Below are 18646 nucleotides of genomic sequence, written 5' to 3' on the forward strand. Positions count from 1 at the left end.
TATTCACAATCTGGGAAAAAGGTACGGCTTATGTATCCGCCGCTTTTTAGCGCCCCCGCAAGGGACACAACCCGCCCACGCCCGGTAAGATGAAACTATGTCTTCAACCAAAACGAACACTTCGCATAATCTTCCCGCAGAGCCCGGTCGCGCACCTGTCGGTTGCCTGACCCCCGGACGCGTCACCCCCATGCGCCCGGTCCCCTCGCACATTGTTCGCCCCGAGTACGTGGGTAAGCCCACCGCCAACGAGGGTAACGACTCGAACATGTACACCCCCGAGGAAGTTGAGCGGGTTCGCGCAGCCGGCAAGATTGCGGCAGGCGCCATCGTTGAAGCATCCAAGATTTGCGTGCCCGGCACCACCACCGACGAGATTGACGTGCTGGTCCACGAGTACATTTGCGACCACGGCGCGTACCCCTCCACCGTGGATTACCGCGGCTACCCCAAGTCCGTGTGCACCTCCCTAAACGAGGTCATCTGCCACGGCATCCCGGACTCCACTGTGCTGGAGGACGGCGACATCCTCAACCTGGACGTCACCGCATACCTGGACGGCATGCACGGCGACACCAACAAGACCCTGCTCATCGGCAACGTGGACGAAGAGTCCCGCCTGCTGGTTGAGCGCACCGAGGAGTCCCTGAACCGCGCGATTAAGGCTGTGAAGCCGGGTCGCCAGATTAACGTGATTGGTCGCGTCATTGAGAAGTATGCGGCGCGTTTCGGTTACGGCGTGGTTCGCGACTACACCGGTCACGGTGTGGGTCGTGAGTTCCACTCGGGCCTCATCATCCCCCACTACGATGCGGCACCCGCCTACGACACCGAGATCCGTGAGGGCATGATTTTCACCATCGAGCCCATGCTGACCCTCGGCACCATCGAATGGGATCTGTGGGATGACGACTGGACCGTGGTCACCCGCGACCGCAAGCGCACCGCGCAGTTCGAGCACACCCTCGTGGTGACCGCTGACGGCGCGGACATCCTCACCCTGCCCTAAAGCGCAGACTTCTGGGTTTCCTGCTTGTACAGGTACGACTTGTACAGATACGGCAGGTACGAGCCCAGCACCTCACTTTTATATCAGTTCACCCACTAACAAACCCGCCCGCTCCCCCAGTTACACGGCAGTAGGCGGGGCGAAAGAGAGAAAACCATGAGCGATTACGCAGAACCCAGCGTCATCACTGAGCTGCCCGCACCCACCCCCAAGGACCTGCAGATTGGTGTAGACATTGGAGGCACCGGCATTAAGGGCGGCATCGTTGACCTGCGCACCGGTAACCTCGTTTCGGACCGTTTCCGCATTGACACCCCCAAGCCCGCAACCCCCGAGGCTGTGGCTGAGGTCGTACGCCGCGTAGTCGATGAGCTGCAGGGCCGCGACCTGGCACCGGATCCCGAGTCCGCTGTCGGCATCGACTTCCCCGCCGTGGTGAAGAACGGCATGGTCTTCTCCGCAGCGAACGTGGACGACTCCTGGATTAACACCGACCTGGAGCAGGTCATGAGCGAGGCGCTGGGCGGCCGCACCGTCTACGGCCTCAACGACGCTGACGCAGCCGGTCTGGCTGAGGCGACCTACGGTCAGGGCCGTAACCGTGACGGCCTGATCGCTGTCATCACCCTGGGCACCGGCATCGGCTCCGCTCTCATCAACGACGGTAAGCTGATTCCGAACACCGAGCTGGGTCACCTGGAGATTGACGGCCACAACGCCGAGTCTCAGGCTTCCGCGCGTGCCCGCGAGGTGCACGAGCTGTCCTGGAAGAAGTACGGCAAGCGCCTGTACCGCTACTTCGAGCACGTTCAGATGCTCTTCTCCCCCGACCTGTTCATCATTGGCGGCGGCATCTCCAAGAACCCGGAGAAGTTCATGCCCTACTTTGAGGATCAGATTCGTACCCCCATGGTCATGGCTGCCCTGCGCAATAACGCCGGTATTGTGGGTGCGGCACTGTGGGCTGGCGGTATGCTGCCTGAGCGTCAGCGCCGCGGCGAAGCGTAAAGCCTAAAAGCAACTGAAAGGGACCGCCTTTCCGAATGATTCGGAAAGGCGGTCCCTTCTGCATGCCGCCGCTCGTCTATAGCGGCTACCGGTTTAGTTAGCTACTGGGCGATGCGGTCCTCACGCAGACGCGCAATCGCCTCCTCAAAGTCTTCAAGGTTCTCAAAGGCCTGGTACACGCTCGCAAAACGCAGGTAGGCGACCGCGTCCAGCTTCGACAGCGGCTCCAGGATGGTCAGACCCACCTCGTGCGCGTTAATCTCCGCCAGACCGCGGGCACGAATCAGCTCCTCAACTTCCTGGGCGAGCTTCGCCAAATCGTCCTCACCCACGGGGCGGCCCTGGCATGCCTTACGTACGCCGGCGGCAATCTTCGAACGGTCGAAGGGCTCGGTCACACCGGAACGCTTAATCACCGAAATGGTGGTGGTTTCAACGGTCGTGAAACGGCGAGCGCAGGAGGTGCACTGGCGGCGGCGGCGAATGGCGGCGCCGTCATCGGTGGTGCGGGAATCCACCACGCGCGAGTCGGTGTGCTTGCAATAGGGGCAGTACATTCGTTTCTCCTTGGCTGGGCGCTAGCGCCCGCGTATACAGCGCTCAAGAATATTTATACCTATTCTACCGTGATATACAGCGCAGACGCCGTATGTTGTGAGTGAATATACGCTCAGGGTGGACTCTGCTATGCAGAATCCACCCTGTCATTCCCCTCACGGGGGCGTTATTAGCGCACGTTATTAGCGTGCGTTGTTAGCGTCGAATGCAGCTCGGACCGAAAATCGTCTTGATTTCACCGAAGAGGCTCGGGTTCGGTTCCACGCGCACACTCGGGTCCAGCAGCACCAGCTGCTCCTTATCGCGGGTACGCACGAGCATGCGCACATCCGCGGTTCCCTTGTGGTCGCGCAGGGTCTCCTTCAGCTCCTTCAGGTTCGCCTCGGTCACCAGGTATTCGGGTACCACGATGGTGATGGGTGCGGCGCGGCCGTCATCGCTGATTTCCAGGATCTGCAGTTCCTGCGCGCTCATGTTCACACTGCCGTCGTCGCGGCGCTGCACGCGGCCACGAATCGAGCAGATGAGGTCGTCCGCCAGGGCGGCGCCCATCGTCTCGTAGGCGCGGGAGAAGAACATGACCGTAATGGTTGCGCCCGAGGGGTCTTCCAGCTCCACGGAGGCGTACTGGTTACCGCTGGACTTGGCGATACGGCGCGAAACGCCGGTGAGCATGCCCGCAAGGGTGACGGTTTCGCCGTCGCGCACGTGCGAGTCTTCACCGATGATGTCGTGCACCGAATGGCTTGCAGCGTCCGAGAGGGCACGCTCCAGGCCGCGCAGCGGGTGGTCCGAAACGTACAGGCCGAGCATGTCACGCTCAAAGTTCAGCTTTTCACGGCGGTCCCACTCGGGCACGTCGGGGATGGTCACGGTCAGCTCATCACCCAGGGCGTCATCCATGCCGAGGGAGCCGAAGAGGTCGAACTGACCCGCCGCTTCCTTACGCTTGACTGCCACGGCTGCGTCCACTGCCGCCTCGTGAATGAGGGACAGGGAACGGCGCGTGTGGCCCAGGTCGTCGAAAGCGCCCGCCTTAATGAGCGACTCGATGGTGCGCTTATTGCACACCTGCAGCGGCACCTTCTTCAGGAAGTCGTTGAAGGACTCGTAGCGGCCCTTCTCCTCGCGGGCGGCAATCATGCCTTCGACCACGTTCGCGCCCACGTTACGGATCGCGCCCATACCGAAGCGGATATCGTCACCGACAGGGGCGAAGGTCAGGGTGGATTCGTTCACATCCGGTGCGAGCACGGTAATGCCCATGGCGCGGCACTCGTTCAGGTACAGCGCGAGCTTGTCCTTGTTATCGCCCACGCTGGTCAGCAGCGCGGCCATGTACTCCTGCGGGTAATGCGCCTTCAGGTACGCAGTCCAGTAGGACACCAGACCGTACGCGGCCGTGTGCGCCTTGTTGAACGCGTAGTCAGAGAACGGCAGCAGAATATCCCAGAGCGCCTTAATAGCGCCCTCAGAGTAGCCGTTAGAAATCATACCGTCGTGGAAGGTAGCGTACTGCTTATCCAGCTCCGCCTTCTTCTTCTTACCCATCGCACGGCGCAGCAAGTCTGCCTCACCCAGAGTGTAGTTCGCGACCTTCTGAGCAATCGCCATCACCTGCTCCTGATACACAATCAGGCCGTAGGTGGTGTCCAGGATGTCCTTCAGCGGCTCTTCCAACTCGGGGTGAATCGGCTCGATCTCCTGCTTACCGTTCTTACGCAGAGCGTAGTTGGTGTGTGAGTTCGCACCCATCGGGCCCGGACGGTACAGCGCCAACACTGCCGAAATGTGCTCGAACTCCTCGGGTTCCATGAGCTTGAGCAGCGAGCGCATCGGGCCGCCATCGAGCTGGAACACGCCGAGGGTATCGCCGCGCGCCAGCAGACGGTACGATTCCGGGTCATCCAGCGAGAGAGATTCAAGGTCCAGGTCAATGCCTCGGTTAGCCTTAATGTTCTCCACCGCATCAGAGATGATGGTGAGGTTACGCAGACCCAAGAAGTCCATCTTGATCAGGCCCAGGCCCTCACAGGTGGGGTAATCGAACTGGGTGATGACCTGGCCATCGGCCTCGCGGCGCATCACGGGGATCACGTCCACGAGGTCCTTGCTGGACATAATCACGCCCGCAGCGTGCACGCCCCACTGACGCTTCAGACCCTCCAGGCCCTTCGCGGTTTCGAACACCTGGCCGTAAATCTTATCGACCGGGTCCTCAATGAGGGCTCGCAAATCTGCCGCCTCGGCGTAACGCTTATCCTCTTCGTTGTACACGTTCGCCAGGGCGATGTTCTTACCCATGACGTCCGGCGGCATCGCCTTGGTGAGGCGCTCGCCGACCGAGTACGGCTGATCCATCACGCGGGAGGCGTCCTTGAGCGCCTGCTTCGCCTTAATGGTGCCGAAGGTGACGATCTGCGCGACCTTCTCTTCACCGTACTTTTCGGTCACGTAGTCGATGACTTCGCCGCGGCGACGATCGTCAAAGTCCACATCGAAGTCGGGCATGGAGACGCGGTCGGGATTGAGGAATCGCTCGAAGATCAGGTCGTGGTCGAGCGGGTTCAGGTCGGTAATACGCATCGCGTACGCCACCATGGAGCCCGCACCGGAACCACGGCCGGGACCCACGCGAATACCGTTGCGCTTAGCCCAGTTGATAAAGTCGGCGACCACGAGGAAGTAGCCGGGGAAGCCCATGGAGGTAATAACCCCCACCTCGTACTCAGCCTGCTTGCGCACCTTGTCAGGCACGCCGTCCGGGAAGCGGTAGTGCAGGCCCTTCTCGACCTCCTTCACGAACCAGGATTCCTCGTTTTCACCCTCGGGCACGGGGAAGTTCGGCATGTAGTTCGCCTTGGTATTGAACTCCACGTTGCAGCGTTCAGCGATTTCGAGGGTGTTCTCGCACGCGCCGGGAATGTCGCCGAACAGGGCGTACATTTCTTCTGCCGAGCGCAGGTAGAAGTTATCCGCGTCGAATTTGAAGCGCTTGGGGTCAGTGAGGGTCGAGCCGGACTGCACGCACAGCAGCGCCGCGTGGGCGGTGTGGTCTTCCTGGCGGGTGTAGTGCAGGTCGTTGGTGGCGACGAAGGGCAGGTTCAGCTTCTTGGCGAGGCGGTGCAGATCCTCCTGGACGTTGCGTTCAATGTCCAGGCCGTGGTCCATGACCTCGCAGTAGAAGTTGTCCTTGCCGAAAATATCGCGGAATTCGCTCGCCGCCTGGACTGCCTCGTCGAACTGGCCCAGGCGCAGGCGCGTCTGAACCTCACCGGAGGGGCAGCCGGTGGTGGCAATTAGACCCTTCGAGTAGGTCTGCAGCACCTCACGGTCCATACGGGGCTTGTACAGCTGACCTTCCAGCGACGCAATCGAGGAGGCGCGGAACAGGTTGTGCATGCCCTCGGTGGTTTCAGCCCACATGGTCATGTGGGTGTACGCGCCACCACCGGAAACGTCATCGCGGGAGCCATCGCCCCAGCGCACACGCGAACGGTCGGTGCGGTGCGTGCCGGGGGTCAGGTACGCCTCCACACCAATGATGGGCTTGATGTCGTGCGCTTTAGCCTGGCGCCAGAAGTCGAAGGCACCAAAGAGGAAGCCGTGGTCACTGGTCGCCATGGACTTCATGCCGAGTTCTTTAGCGTGGGTGAACAGGTCTCCCAGGCGCGCGGCACCGTCGAGCATGGAGTACTCGGTGTGCACGTGCAGGTGCGTAAATTCTTTGGTTGCCACGGGAATCTCCTGGAGGATGGGCGGTGAATGTGAAGCTGTGTGCGACGGCCCGCGGGCGGCTCTACCTAGCTGGGCTGTCTATCCGAGCTGTCTAGCCGAGCTGAACCTTACCCTCGCGCAGAGCAGTCAGCGCGTAGGACAGGTCGAGCGGGTATTCGCTGGTGAAGGTCACGCGCTCACCGGTGCCGGGGTGGTCGAAGCCCAGGCGGTGCGCGTGCAGCCACTGTCGGGTCAGACCCAGTTCGGCGCTAAAGCGCGGGTCGGCGCCGTAGGTCAGGTCGCCGCAGCAGGGGTGGCGCAGCGCGGAGAAGTGCACACGAATCTGGTGGGTGCGCCCGGTTTCTAGGTGCACCTCTACCAGGGATGCGGGACCGAAGGCTTCGAGCACGTCGTAGTGGGTGATGGAGTTGCGTCCGTCTTCAACCACGGCGAACTTCCATTCGTCGCCGGGGTGGCGGCCGATGGGTGCGTCAATGGTGCCGCGCAGCGGGTCGGGCAGGCCCTGCACGAGGGTGTGGTAGACCTTGTCCACGGTGCGTTCCTTGAAGGCTCGCTTGAGTTCGGTGTAGGCGCGTTCGCTACGGGCTACGACCATCAGGCCGCTGGTGCCCACGTCCAGGCGGTGCACAATGCCCTGGCGTTCTGCCGCGCCGGAGGTAGCAACCGAAATGCCCTCGCCCATGAGCGCGGAGATGACGGTGGGGCCGTGCCAGCCGGGTGAGGGGTGTGCCGCCACGCCTGCGGGCTTGTCCACCACAACGATGTCCTCGTCCAGGTGCACGATGCGGAAGCCGTCCACCTTTTCGGGGCGGATGTCCGCCAGATCGCGCGGTGCGGGTGCGTCCACGACGACCTCGTCCCCTGCGGACAGCTTGTAGGACTTGCCAATTTTTACGGTCTTGCCGTTGTTGGTCACGGTCACGTGGCCGTCACGAATCCACCCGGAGGTGCGGGTGCGCGGCGCGTCGAGGGCACCGGCGAGCGCGGCGTCCAGGCGCATACCGGCGAGCGCGCCTTCAACGGTGAATTCGGCGCGGATGCGTGCCGTATCTTCGGCGGCGTTGGTGGTTTCGCTCATGCGGCTCTCCTTCGGATGGTGTTTGCTTTGGTTGTCTGTGTGAGGGGTCGTCTGTGTGAGAACGTCTTAGTAGGCACGTGTGTCGGCAACGTAACCGTCGGCGCGTATGCCGGAACGGGGAGCTACTTGGTGCTCTTCCCTGCCGCATTCTTGTCGTCAGCCTGCACACGGGTTCCGTTGAGGTTCAGGCCCTTGAAGTTCAGCAGCACGATGAACGCCATGCACACGCAGATTGCGGAGTCTGCAATATTGAAAATCGCGAAGTTCGGCACGGAAATAAAATCAACCACGTGACCGGAGCCGAAGCCGGGCTCACGGAAGAGACGGTCGAAAAGGTTGCCGCAGATACCGCCAAGCAGACCGCCCAGCGCGAGGGTCCAGGACAGGGCGCGGGTGCGGCGCAGCAGGTAGAGCACCACGGCGGCGGCGGCGGCCATGACGAGGGTGAAGACCCAGGTGACGTTCTCACCCATGCTGAATGCGGCGCCGGAGTTACGGATCGAGTACCACCACAGCAGTCCGTCAATGACGGTGATGCGCTCCCCCAACTGCATCTGGGTGACGACCAGGTATTTGGTGCCCTGGTCGATAGCGAATACGACGGCGGCGAGCACGAGCGCGAGGATGCCGGCGGAGCGAGCCGAAAGGATGCGCACGCGGTGTCCAGTAGCTTCTTCGGTGGTGTTTTCGGCAGCGTTATCGCTAGCCTGTGCGACTGAGGATTCAGCAGTCTTGGGGGTGTTGGTCATAGCTCTCCTCTAGTCTGTGCCGGTTGCTGCGGTCTGTGCCGGTTGTTGCGCCTACGGCGCGGAGGCCCTATGGTGCGGAGGCGGGTCGCGCTCGCGTTCGATAGTGCCCCTCTAGCTTAGCAAATCGGGGTAGTGCATCGAGTATTCGGTGGTGATGTGGCGGGTGCTCTCCCCCGCTTCTCACGCTGGGTTCGCAGGGGTTCTTGGGGGTTTTCTTGGCTCGTGCCGGACAGGTATGAGAATACCGCCCGGTTCTCTCGATCTTCCCCGGTGAATAGCGGTGGAAGAGAAAGAATCCGGGCGGCATACGCCTCAAAGCGTCGTTAGCTTAACAGCGTCGTTAGCTTAACAGCGTCGTTAGCTTATTTAGGCACGCTGATTTATGCGGAAGCCTCAATGGACTTGAGGTTCTTCAGCTCCTGAACCTGTGCGTCCAGGTGCTGCAGCAGCTTGGAGCGGTAGCGGCTCTCGAAGCCGCGCAGAGCCTCAACAGCGATCTCCAGCTCTTCCTTCTCGTCGGTGAGGCGAGAGAGAACCTCTTCGCGCTGCTGCTGAGCTTCGCTCACCATAGCGTCTGCCTTCCTCTCTGCCTCTTCGAGCAGTTCAGCCTTAGCCTTCTCGCCCTGTGCCACGTAGTCGTCGTGAACCTTCTGTGCCATGGCGAGCAGTGCCGCCGCGTCCTGAGGTGCAGCCGATGCCGGCGAGGACTGTGCGGGTGCTACAGCCGCTGCGGGGGAATCGGGTGCATTTGCAGAGAGCTGCTCAACCTGACGCTCCAGGGCGTCACGATCGGAGTAGAGTGCGCGCAGTTCGACAACAAGCTCGTCCAAGAAGTCGTCGACCTCGTTGCGGTCGTAACCGGACTCTTCGGTTACGATCTTGAAGCTCTTAGTGATCAGGTCTTCGGGGGTGATTGCCATGGGCTTCTCCTCTGGGTATCCCTACGGTGTTTGGTGGTGAAGATGAGTGCTGCGGATTCACCAGCCAGATAGGTCGTGGCCCCAATATTTCAGGGTCCCGATGGTTCAGGGCATGGCTATTCCGCTATGCAGTCGTTGGCACCAATTCTACTATTCTTTGGTTTCTGTGCCCGGTTATACGTCGGTTGAACCGTAAAATATTCGCTCTGCGCAAGGGTGGGATTCACCACGTCTAATATCCTCCCTAGTCCCCGCTATCGCCCTTACGTTTTTTGCCCTGCGGTGCATTTTGAGAAGGTTTTCGAGAAGGCATTGTGACGCTCCCCTGGCAGAACCCAAGCACAGAGCCCAGGCAGAGCCTAAGCGCAGAACCCAGATTGATCCTAAGCGCAGAACCCAGGCACAGAACACAGGTATAGAACCTAAGCACAGAAAACCCCTGCTCTGCACTCAACCCGTGAACGGGTCAGGCAGGCGGGGGTCTATCGTTTGTGCTCGTCAGCTATCGTCTCTTAGCGGGCAGGCGCTTACGAGAAGGCCGCGGTCATCCGCATCATGATGCTCAGCAGCAAAGACAACAGAACAATCAGAATCAGGAAGCCGGTGTCCAACGCAACGTTACCCACACGAACCGGCGGGATCAGGCGGCGCAACTGGTTCATCGGCCAGTCAGTCACCGAGTACACGCCGCTGGCGAAGAGCAACACAATGCCCTTGGGTCGCCACTCCGGTGCGAACATGCGCACCCAGTCAAAGAGCATGCGCAGCAGCATCGCAATGTAGAGAACGTAGATAACGATCGTTATGAGGGCGAAAATATAACCCATCTATCAGTCCTTAGCCCTGGTCGAAGGGGAATTCGCCGTCGGTCTCAAAGCCGGCGGGAACCTCAGAGTTAGCCACACCCAGAACCTCCAGGTTGGAGGGGGTCAGCAGGAACACCTTAGCGGTGACACGCTCAATGCGGCCCTCCAGTGCGAATGCCAGACCGGATGCGAAGTCCACCAGGCGCTTTGCGTCTGCGTCAGGCATTTCTTCCACGTTCATAATCACGGGGATGTTCTCGCGGAATGCCTCACCAATGATCTTTGCGTCATTGTAGGAGCGGGGGTGGATAGTGGTGATGCGACGCAATTCGTCCTCTTCTTCCTCGTAACCGTAGGTGTATCCGTTGGTTTCTTCGGGCTCGTAGCCCTGGTCGTAGTAGCCGTCGTTGGAGTACGTCTCGGCGTACTGCTCGGTGTATTCGGTATTCGGCACCGGGGTGTCCTCCCAATTGTCTGCGCTGGCATCGTCCCAAATCTGCTCGGTGTCCGCCAGATCAGCTGTGGTTTCAGGTGTATGAGCGGTGGCGTACGCCGCTGCATCTACGGTTGCTCGTCCGTCGGCAGATTCTTCTGCGTCCAGATACTCGGTTTCTGTACCGTCATCGTAGCTATCAGCCTGCTGGTACTCTTCCTGTTCAGTATAGGCGGGTTCGTCCTGCAGGTGGTAGGTTTCGCTCTGCGACTCGGCAACGCTGTACTGTTCCGAGCCGGGCAGTGCTGAGAGCCTGTTGGCGCTGTCGGTCTTCTGCGCTGTAGCAGCCTGCCCTGCGGAGGCGTTTGCCTCCCGGCGGGAGTCAGCCTGCACAGCCTGCGGGGATTCTTCCGGCGTCGTCTCAGCGCCCTGGTATCGTTCCAGGCCGAGGAAACCCGCCAGACGGCTTTGCTTCGCCATGATTCTCTCGCTGTTCTTTGCTTGTGGTGTACAGGGTCTGCCGTGGTGCTTCGTCAGAAGGTGTGTGCGTGACGGTACGCCATGCACCGGCATGTATATATTACCAGCGCCCACCCCGCGCAGGCGGTCAAGGGCACCGATGATTATGCCGCCAGTTTGCGCGCCCAAAGCAACCCAGAGCCCGAAAGCAACCCAGAGCTCAGGGGGGCAACGCACGGCACGTAGCTTAGGCGAGGCTAGAGCACCGGGCGCTTACCCATGATGTCGCTACCCACGCGCACGCAGGTCGATCCCCAACGCACCGCCGCCTCCAAGTCACCGCTCATGCCGGCGGAAATCTCGGTCGCATGCGGCACCTGCTCACGCACCAGCGACGCCAGTCCGTAGAGCTTCTCAAACGCCTCATCCGGGTTCATGCCCAGCGGCGCCACCGCCATCACGCCACCACAGCGCAGGTGCTCGTGGTTTTCGATGCGCTCCACCAGCTCCAGCAGCTCGGAGGCGCTCGTACCGCCACGCGCACCCTCAGCAGCGTGCCCAGCCGTCGCAACCTCCGCCAGGGACACCTGCACCAGGCAGGTCAGCGCGCCCTGCTGCGCCGCCGCGGGTGCGGGCGCCTCCCCCGCCTCGAAGCGTGCCAGCTGGTTCGCGTACGCCTTCGCCAGCGCGTCCGCCAGGGAGGGGCGATCCACCGAATGCACGCTGGAGGCGTACTTGACCACAGACTTCGCCTTATTCGTCTGCAGCTGGCCGATAAACGCCCAGTGCGGGGGCTGCACCTCACGCTGTGCGCAGTAGGCGGCAAGCTCACGAGCCTTCGCGCTCGCCTCCTGGTCGCGGTTCTCGCCGAAGAGGGTCACTCCCCCGTCCAGTAGCGCCGCCGCGTCGGAGGCGGGGAAGAACTTCGTGACCGTCACCAGCTGCACCGGGGCGCTCGCCTCGGTACGCACGGCGCTACGATCCTGCTCCGCGGCGCGGATACGTTCAAGCACACGACGGTAGTTCTGCAGCAGTTGCTCGGCGCGTTCGGGAGCGTAGTGCAGGTTCTGTTCTTCTACATTCATTTCAGACATCTTTTCTCTCCTTCAGCGCCTCTACGCGGCAGGATCTTCCAGCTTCTCAACCCACACCAGACCCGCGATACGGCCCGGCTTCTCACCGCGGTTCGTGAACCCGCGATGCGAATACACCGTCGGCTCCTCAAACGTGCACTGCGCACAGTCCATGTTCACCTGCACGCCTGCCTCCTCCAGCACGGCGCGGGCACCGGCGGGCAGATCCAGGCCGGGGGTCTGCTGGCTGGTCACCGAATGTACCTGCGGAATCAGCTCGGTGGACTCGGTGCGCATCGCCTCGGGCACCTCGTAGCAGCTACCGCAGATGCTCGGGCCCAGCCACGCGGTGATTTTCTCCGCGCCGAGCTGACGCATCCGCTGCACGGTCTGCTGGAGCACGCCGTCGAGCAGGCCGCGGCGGCCAGCGTGAGCCACCGCCAGGATTGGTTGCCAGTTCGCGACCCGCTCACCCACCAGCACCACGGGAATGCAGTCCGCCACCATAATCGCCAGGGGCACACCCTCAGTACTGATAGCGGCATCGGCGACCGGCGAGTTCTCCAGCACCGCGCGGGCACGCTCAACCGTACGCTCCTGCGGAGCACCGGGCGCGTAGGATTCCACCGCGTAATCTTCCGGGTAGGCAATCTGCACACCGTGCACCTGGTTCAGGTAGAAGAACGGGTCGGTACCCAGCGCCTCCTCCAGGGCGGCACGGTGGTTGAGAGTACGCACCAGGGAGGCGTCCATACCGCCGCCGAGCTCATCGTCCACGTGCAGGCCCAGGTTGCCCGCCGCGCGGGAGGTGAAGCCCACCCGCACACGCCAGTGGCCCAGAGTGAGGGTATCGGCAGCGGCAAGTAGCGAAGTTGTGGGATTATCGCTCATCTTCTATTCCTTCATCAGATGTCAGCGGGGTAGAACGGCGGGTATAGCAAAGGGGAGCCGAGAACAGCACAATGTGCGTGTTTCTCAGCTCCCCTATAGCTTCATAAGACTCTCAGCCGTGCAACGCTTAGGCGTTCACAGCCGGGCAGACTACTTCAGGAAGTCAGGGACATCCAGGGTGTCGCGGCGAGCCGGAGCTTCCTCCACAACCGGGGGAAGGTCAACGTCGAAGCCAGCAGCACCGGTGGAAGCCGGAGCAGCAGCGGGTGCGTTGTAGCCGTAGCCGTTAGCAGCCGGAGCAGCGGTGGAACCGCCGAAGGATGCCTGGGTGCGCTGAGCCTGGGTAGCCGCAGCGGTGGAAGCGTTGGAGTTGGTCTCCGGGTTCACTGCGTCGAAGCCAGCAGCAATCACGGTCACGCGAGCCTCATCGCCCAGTGCGTCGTCAATAACCGCACCGAAGATGATGTTTGCGTCGGGGTGAGCAACTTCCTGAACCAGGCGTGCAGCCTCGTTGATCTCGAACAGACCCAGGTCAGAGCCACCCTGAATGGACAGCAGAACGCCGTGTGCACCGTCGATGGATGCTTCCAGCAGCGGCGATGCAATAGCCAGCTCAGCTGCCTTCACGGCACGGTCCTCACCGGATGCCGAGCCGATACCCATCAGAGCCGAACCTGCACCCTGCATGACGGACTTAACGTCAGCGAAGTCAAGGTTGATCAGGCCGGGGGTGGTGATCAGGTCGGTAATGCCCTGCACACCGGAGAGCAGAACCTGGTCAGCGGACTTGAATGCGTCCAGCATGGAGACGTTGCGATCCGAAATCGACAGCAGTCGGTCGTTCGGAATAACGATCAGGGTATCAACCTCATCGCGCAGAGCGGCGATACCGGTCTCAGCCTGGTTGGAGCGGCGGCGGCCTTCGAAGGTGAAGGGGCGGGTCACCACACCAATGGTCAGAGCGCCGAGGGAGCGGGCAATACGTGCCACGACGGGTGCGCCACCGGTACCGGTGCCACCGCCCTCACCTGCGGTCACAAAAACCATGTCTGCGCCCTTGAGGACTTCCTCAATTTCCTGCGCGTGATCCTCGGCTGCCTGACGGCCAACCTCGGGGTTTGCGCCCGCGCCAAGACCGCGGGTCAGCTCACGACCAACGTCCAGCTTAACGTCTGCATCGGACATCAGCAGAGCCTGAGCGTCAGTGTTGATAGCAATGAACTCAACGCCGCGCAGACCAACCTCAATCATGCGGTTGACTGCGTTGACGCCACCGCCGCCGATACCAACGACCTTGATGACTGCCAAGTAGTTCTGGGGAGTTCCAGCGTCCATGTATTCCTCGATTGTTCCGTGTTCCAGCTTCGGAAGACCCGCAGCTTAATCTAAGCCTGAAGGTTTCCTCTAAAGAATGACTTTATCTGCTAGGATACCAAACTGTTTTTGTCGGTTCCTAGTCACACAGCGCAATTACCCCCTCTTTTTGCGGATTTCACACAAAAAGGGAGGATAAAGCGCCTGAATGGTTCCCCTATCGGGTCACCGGTACGCGCGGGGCAGACACGTCATAGACGGTCACCTTCTGCGTCTGTGCCTCGGAAGATTTCTCCTCCTGAGCACGTTTGGCAATAGCCTGGCGCAGGGAGAGCAGGACCTTAGCCTTCAACTCGCTCTCTTCAGCGGTTCCCCACTGCACCGTAGTATTATCCCTCAAGGTTAGAGTGATACTTGAGGTTGACGTAGCGCCGGCTTCCTTAACCTGAGCTAGAAGCTCAGAGGGCATCGCCGAAAGCGCGGTAGAAATAGTGTGGAACTCAGCCGAAGTCTGCGGGTCATCACCGCTGAAACGAACCAGCGGCACCGACGTATCGGGCTGAGTAGCCGACTCCAGCAGGCTCACACCATCACTATCAACAGTATGGTACGTATCGCCCTGCTTCACAACCGCAACCGCAGTACGCTCCTTCAGGGTCACCACCAGCTCATGCGGCGGACGGCTCTCCACCTGCACGCTACGAATCACATTATCCTGCCCGATCAGCTCACGCACCTTCTTCTCATCAATGCGAGTGAGCGGAACACCGCGCAGAGGCTCCAGCTTCTGCTCCACCTGACTGGTTTCCAGCAGGGATGCGCCGCGCACCGTAATCTTCTGAGTCGCCAGCAGGGGCGAGAAGAAGACCAGCACCACGTACAGCACCGCAATAATAGCCAGCGCCGAGGCAGTGTACAGCAGCTTACGGGCACGAGTCAGAGGCGCACGCTCCTTACGGGGACGCTCCTCAGCACGCAGACCGTCCAGGCCCGGATCCTGACGCAGACGCTCACGCTGAGCCTGACGGCTCGCCCGCTCGCGTTCCTTCTCAATCTCCGCGGCACGCTGCTGCTCACGCTCAGCACGCCAACGACCGAAACGGCTCGCGGGGCGAGGCTCTTCAGCAGCCTTCTCCCCTGCCTTATCGGTGCTCTTATCGGCGCTTTCTTCAGCCTTCGGAGCGGCAGACTCTTCGCGAGAGCCAGCAGACGCCTTGCCAGCGGTGGGCACCGACTTCTTGTCAGAACCCTTATCGCTATCCTTACCTACGCTCTTCTCCGACTGCGAGGACGCGGCCTGAGCAGATGCAGTCTTAGAAGATGCACTCTTAGACGAAGAATCCTCAAACGCCTCAACATCAAACAGCTCGGGAGCGTGCTCAACCTCAGACACGGTACGACCGGTCATCAGCGCCGAACGCACCGAATCCTTCAACGACTGCGCCGAAGAATGAACCACCGCAGCGCTCTTCGAAGCTGAAGAATCAGTACCGTGCTGAGCGGAAGCCTTATGCACCACAGGCTTACGGGGCATGTGCCGCACAGAGCTCGAAGGCTGAGTAGCGGCAGAGCCGGCAGATACCCCAGAAGAGGCAGGCTGAGCGGATGCTGCAGGTTTTACAGATTCGGCAGCCTCTACGGTCTTTGCCGCCTGAGGCTGAGCTACCTGAGCCTGCACGGACTTAGCCTGTACCGCCTCAGCCGGTGCCACCTCAGTCTGCACATTCTCAGGTGCCTGCTGGGCACGCAGACGAGCACGCGAACGCGGGGCCTTCGGCGCGCGCGAGGAGGAATGCCCCTCCGAAGAGAGACCAGAACTCATCGGCACAGCCTAAGCCTCCGACTTCTTCGACTCGCCACCGTGACGGACCTGCAGGGACTCCAGCAGACGCGCACCCAAAGCGGTCACGTCACCGGCGCCAACGGTCATCACGATATCGCCGGTCTGAGCGCAGGCCACAATATCCTCAATCGCGCTCTCAGCCGTAGCGTAACGAACCTCAGAGAAACCAGCACCGGTAATCAGCTCACTGGTCACGCCCTCAATCGGCAACTCACGAGCCGGGTAAATATCCAGCACATGAGCGCGGTCAGCCATCGATAGAGCCTGCGCGAACTCCTTCGCGAACTCGCGAGTACGCGAGAACAGGTGAGGCTGGAAAATCACGTACAGGTTGTGGCCGTCAGCCACGGTACGACCGGTCTCCAGGGCGCGGAACACCTCGGTCGGGTGATGCGCGTAATCGTCAAAGACCTTCACGCCGGCAACCTCACCGCGCAGGGTGAAGCGGCGGTCAGCACCCACGAAATCAGCCAGCGCGCGAGCAATATCAGCAGCCTCGTAACCAGAAATCAGAGCCGACGCAAAAGCAGCCGAAGCATTCAGCTGGTTGTGGATACCGGGCACCTTCAGAGCAAGATCCTGCTCACCCTCATAACGCACGCCGCGGCATTCAAAAGACCAGGACAGGTGCGACGATGAGGAAGAACCAGCGCTGGTAATCTCGCTAATGCGCAGGTCAGCATCCTCAGACTCACCGTAGGTCACCACGGGCACACCCGCCGCACGAGAACGAGCCGCCAAAGTCGCCGCGCCCTCATCATCAGCGCAGGTCACCACAACACCGTTAGGTGCCAGCGAGCCCACAAAACGGTTGAACGCCTCAAAGACACGCTCGTCCGTCTCGTAGAAGTCCAGGTGGTCCGGCTCAACATTCGTCACCACAGCAATAGCCGGGCGGTAACGCACAAACGAGCCGTCCGATTCATCAGCCTCAGCCACAAAAATCGACTCCGGACCCTGAGCGCCCAAGTGAGCGTTCGTGCCGCGACCAGCGATCACAGTACCCACCGCAAAGGAAGGCTCCGCACCCAGCTGATCAAACATCACAGAAATCATGGAGCTGGTCGTGCTCTTACCGTGAGTACCGGCAACAGCAACCACCTGAGACTCACCCATCACAGCGGCAAGCGCCTCAGAACGATGCAGTACACGCAGACCCTGCGCGCGAGCGGCAGCAAGCTCCGGGTTATCCTCACGAATCGCGGTAGAAATCACCACGGTATCAACGTCCACAATGTTCTCAGCCTGCTGAGGAACACCCACACGAGCACCCGCAGCACGCAAAGACTCAACAGCAGCCGACTCGGCACGGTCAGAACCGCTCACCGTCACACCAGCCTGCAGCATCAGAGCGGCAATAGCGCTCATACCCGCGCCACCAATACCGATGAAGTGCACACGGCCCAACTCGCTCATCTTCGCACGCTCAGGGAACGGCGGGTTCAGCGGTGCCGGCAACACCATCTCAAGATTCATCAATTCAGTCATTACTTCTCAGCTGCCTTCAATACTGCTTCAGCCATAACGCGCGCCGCGTCACGGATACCAAGTTCATACGCCGCAGCGCCCATACGCTCCAGCTCCTCCGGGTTCGCCATAAGAGCCGGAATCTCACGGGCAAACCACTCACCGGTGACCTCTGCATCCTTCACCAGCAGAGCCGCAGACGCCTCCACCAGAGAACGAGCATTCAGAGCCTGCTCGCCATTACCAATGGGAAGCGGCACAAAAATCGCGGGAACACCCACCGCAGCAACCTCACTGACGGTCGCCGCACCCGAACGCACCAGCAGAAGATCAGCGGCAGCGTACACATCCTGCATGCCGTTGCTGAACTCAATCTGACGGTAATTCGGCGCGCTCAGCGGCTCGCCGTTCTCGTCCAGAACAGTCTTACCCTTACCGGTAATATGCAGGATCTGGAAGTCCCACTCCGCAAAGTGGTCACGGCACGCCGCCACCGCATTGTTCAGGCTCTGCGCGCCCAACGAACCACCGGTCACAATCACGGTCGGCTTCTGCGGGTCCAGGCCCAGGTTACGGCGAGCCTTCGAACGGTGCGCCTCGCGGTTCAGGTAGGCAATCTCATCCTTCATCGGCATACCCACCAGGGTTGCGCGCGGGAACGGAGTATTGGGGAACGCCACGCCGGTGAACTTCGCGAACGTACCACCCAGGCGGTTCGCCAAACCGGGCTTCGCATTCGCCTCATGAATCACCACGGGAATCTTAGCGCTCAACGCAGACAAATACGCCGGCGGGCACACATAGCCACCCACGCCAACGACCACATCCGCATCTACATCCTTGAGGATGCGGCGGGTCTTCGACAGGCCACCAAAGAACTTAGCGGGGAAAGCGAAAGCGGCACGGTTAATGCTACGGGGGAACGCCGCACGAGGGATGAACTCAATATCGAAACCAGCTGCCGGAACCAGCTCGGCTTCCATCTTGTCGGCGGTGCCCAGCATCAGGATCTTAGCGTTCGGCTCAAGGTCACGAATCGCACGCGCAATCGCGAGCATCGGATTAATATGACCGGCGGTGCCACCACCGGCGAAGACTATAGAGGGCGCCTTCTTCGTCATAGGTCTTTCTCCCAACACATCGGTACAGCATCATTTTACGCTATCGCACCTGTTCAAAAGAGCGCCCCCGCCATTGAGCTACAACTCAATAGCGAGGGCTTTATCTTATATTCAGCACATATTCATTTCGGGTAGAGGCACGAACCGTAGCTCACTCCCCCGAATGTCAGCCCCCGATA

Annotated in this window: 15 protein-coding genes; 2 read left to right on the forward strand and 13 right to left on the reverse strand. The window is 60.9% G+C overall.

Annotation, left to right across the window (positions count from 1 at the left end):
• The first annotated feature begins 97 nt into the window (after positions 1–97).
• Both map and ppgK read left to right on the forward strand, forming a co-directional pair.
• The gene (gene map / locus LPB405_RS01620) at positions 98–1009 is read left to right on the forward strand and encodes a type I methionyl aminopeptidase (RefSeq protein ID WP_049350342.1); all 912 of its coding nucleotides are present in this window, start codon (positions 98–100) and stop codon (positions 1007–1009) included.
• A gap of 156 nt (positions 1010–1165) precedes the next feature.
• On the forward strand, positions 1166–2017 hold the full coding sequence (gene ppgK, locus LPB405_RS01625; protein WP_257604947.1) for a polyphosphate--glucose phosphotransferase: 852 nt from the start codon (positions 1166–1168) through the stop codon (positions 2015–2017).
• A 101-nt stretch (positions 2018–2118) separates the two neighbouring features.
• Here ppgK and nrdR read toward each other — a convergent pair whose 3' ends face one another.
• The 13 genes from nrdR to murG form a co-directional block, all read right to left on the reverse strand.
• Entirely contained in the window at positions 2119–2574 is a 456-nt protein-coding gene (gene nrdR / locus LPB405_RS01630) for a transcriptional regulator NrdR (protein WP_005506525.1), read from the reverse strand.
• A 196-nt stretch (positions 2575–2770) separates the two neighbouring features.
• Positions 2771–6313 carry a DNA polymerase III subunit alpha gene (gene dnaE, locus LPB405_RS01635; protein ID WP_219101679.1) on the reverse strand — a complete coding sequence of 1181 codons (3543 nt, stop codon included), beginning with the start codon at positions 6311–6313 and terminating at the stop codon, positions 2771–2773.
• Positions 6314–6404: 91 nt separating this feature from the next.
• On the reverse strand, positions 6405–7391 hold the full coding sequence (locus LPB405_RS01640) for an RluA family pseudouridine synthase (RefSeq protein ID WP_219101680.1): 987 nt from the start codon (positions 7389–7391) through the stop codon (positions 6405–6407).
• A 122-nt stretch (positions 7392–7513) separates the two neighbouring features.
• Positions 7514–8140: a signal peptidase II gene (gene lspA, locus LPB405_RS01645; protein WP_219101681.1), complete on the reverse strand. Its 627-nt coding sequence runs from the start codon at positions 8138–8140 to the stop codon at positions 7514–7516.
• Positions 8141–8520: 380 nt separating this feature from the next.
• Positions 8521–9060, reverse strand: a complete 540-nt coding sequence (locus tag LPB405_RS01650; RefSeq protein ID WP_219101682.1) for a DivIVA domain-containing protein — start codon at positions 9058–9060, stop codon at positions 8521–8523.
• Between the two features lie 527 nt (positions 9061–9587).
• Positions 9588–9887, reverse strand: a complete 300-nt coding sequence (locus LPB405_RS01655) for a YggT family protein (protein WP_219101683.1) — start codon at positions 9885–9887, stop codon at positions 9588–9590.
• A gap of 10 nt (positions 9888–9897) precedes the next feature.
• A complete protein-coding gene (locus tag LPB405_RS09195) occupies positions 9898–10779 on the reverse strand; it encodes a cell division protein SepF (protein ID WP_219101684.1) in 882 nt (293 codons plus the stop codon).
• Between the two features lie 236 nt (positions 10780–11015).
• A complete protein-coding gene (locus tag LPB405_RS01665) occupies positions 11016–11852 on the reverse strand; it encodes a YggS family pyridoxal phosphate-dependent enzyme (protein ID WP_219101685.1) in 837 nt (278 codons plus the stop codon).
• Positions 11853–11873: 21 nt separating this feature from the next.
• The gene (locus LPB405_RS01670; RefSeq protein ID WP_219101686.1) at positions 11874–12722 is read right to left on the reverse strand and encodes a polyphenol oxidase family protein; all 849 of its coding nucleotides are present in this window, start codon (positions 12720–12722) and stop codon (positions 11874–11876) included.
• Positions 12723–12872: 150 nt separating this feature from the next.
• Entirely contained in the window at positions 12873–14057 is a 1185-nt protein-coding gene (gene ftsZ, locus LPB405_RS01675; protein ID WP_049354877.1) for a cell division protein FtsZ, read from the reverse strand.
• A gap of 196 nt (positions 14058–14253) precedes the next feature.
• Positions 14254–15858 carry a cell division protein FtsQ/DivIB gene (locus tag LPB405_RS01680; protein ID WP_257604948.1) on the reverse strand — a complete coding sequence of 535 codons (1605 nt, stop codon included), beginning with the start codon at positions 15856–15858 and terminating at the stop codon, positions 14254–14256.
• Between the two features lie 9 nt (positions 15859–15867).
• Positions 15868–17367, reverse strand: a complete 1500-nt coding sequence (gene murC / locus LPB405_RS01685; RefSeq protein ID WP_219101688.1) for a UDP-N-acetylmuramate--L-alanine ligase — start codon at positions 17365–17367, stop codon at positions 15868–15870.
• Complete coding sequence (gene murG, locus LPB405_RS01690; RefSeq protein WP_070506731.1) at positions 17367–18467, reverse strand: undecaprenyldiphospho-muramoylpentapeptide beta-N-acetylglucosaminyltransferase; 1101 nt, start codon at positions 18465–18467, stop codon at positions 17367–17369. The genes murC and murG overlap by 1 nt, the downstream gene beginning before the upstream one ends.
• Positions 18468–18646 lie beyond the last annotated feature (179 nt).

Origin of the sequence: Rothia mucilaginosa (assembly GCF_019334805.1) — a bacterium.
Lineage (GTDB): Bacteria > Actinomycetota > Actinomycetes > Actinomycetales > Micrococcaceae > Rothia > Rothia mucilaginosa_C.

Bases quoted from the DNA above. Each gene is read 5' to 3' on its own strand.
- ftsZ (WP_049354877.1), bottom strand. From the start codon at position 14,057: ATGGACGCTGGAACTCCCCAGAACTACTTGGCAGTCATCAAGGTCGTT.
- LPB405_RS09195 (WP_219101684.1), bottom strand. From the start codon at position 10,779: ATGGCGAAGCAAAGCCGTCTGGCGGGTTTCCTCGGCCTGGAACGATAC.
- LPB405_RS01640 (WP_219101680.1), bottom strand. From the start codon at position 7,391: ATGAGCGAAACCACCAACGCCGCCGAAGATACGGCACGCATCCGCGCC.
- murG (WP_070506731.1), bottom strand. From the start codon at position 18,467: ATGACGAAGAAGGCGCCCTCTATAGTCTTCGCCGGTGGTGGCACCGCC.
- ppgK (WP_257604947.1), top strand. From the start codon at position 1,166: ATGAGCGATTACGCAGAACCCAGCGTCATCACTGAGCTGCCCGCACCC.
- nrdR (WP_005506525.1), bottom strand. From the start codon at position 2,574: ATGTACTGCCCCTATTGCAAGCACACCGACTCGCGCGTGGTGGATTCC.
- LPB405_RS01665 (WP_219101685.1), bottom strand. From the start codon at position 11,852: ATGTCTGAAATGAATGTAGAAGAACAGAACCTGCACTACGCTCCCGAA.
- map (WP_049350342.1), top strand. From the start codon at position 98: ATGTCTTCAACCAAAACGAACACTTCGCATAATCTTCCCGCAGAGCCC.
- murC (WP_219101688.1), bottom strand. From the start codon at position 17,367: ATGACTGAATTGATGAATCTTGAGATGGTGTTGCCGGCACCGCTGAAC.
- lspA (WP_219101681.1), bottom strand. From the start codon at position 8,140: ATGACCAACACCCCCAAGACTGCTGAATCCTCAGTCGCACAGGCTAGC.
- LPB405_RS01655 (WP_219101683.1), bottom strand. From the start codon at position 9,887: ATGGGTTATATTTTCGCCCTCATAACGATCGTTATCTACGTTCTCTAC.
- LPB405_RS01670 (WP_219101686.1), bottom strand. From the start codon at position 12,722: ATGAGCGATAATCCCACAACTTCGCTACTTGCCGCTGCCGATACCCTC.
- LPB405_RS01650 (WP_219101682.1), bottom strand. From the start codon at position 9,060: ATGGCAATCACCCCCGAAGACCTGATCACTAAGAGCTTCAAGATCGTA.
- LPB405_RS01680 (WP_257604948.1), bottom strand. From the start codon at position 15,858: ATGAGTTCTGGTCTCTCTTCGGAGGGGCATTCCTCCTCGCGCGCGCCG.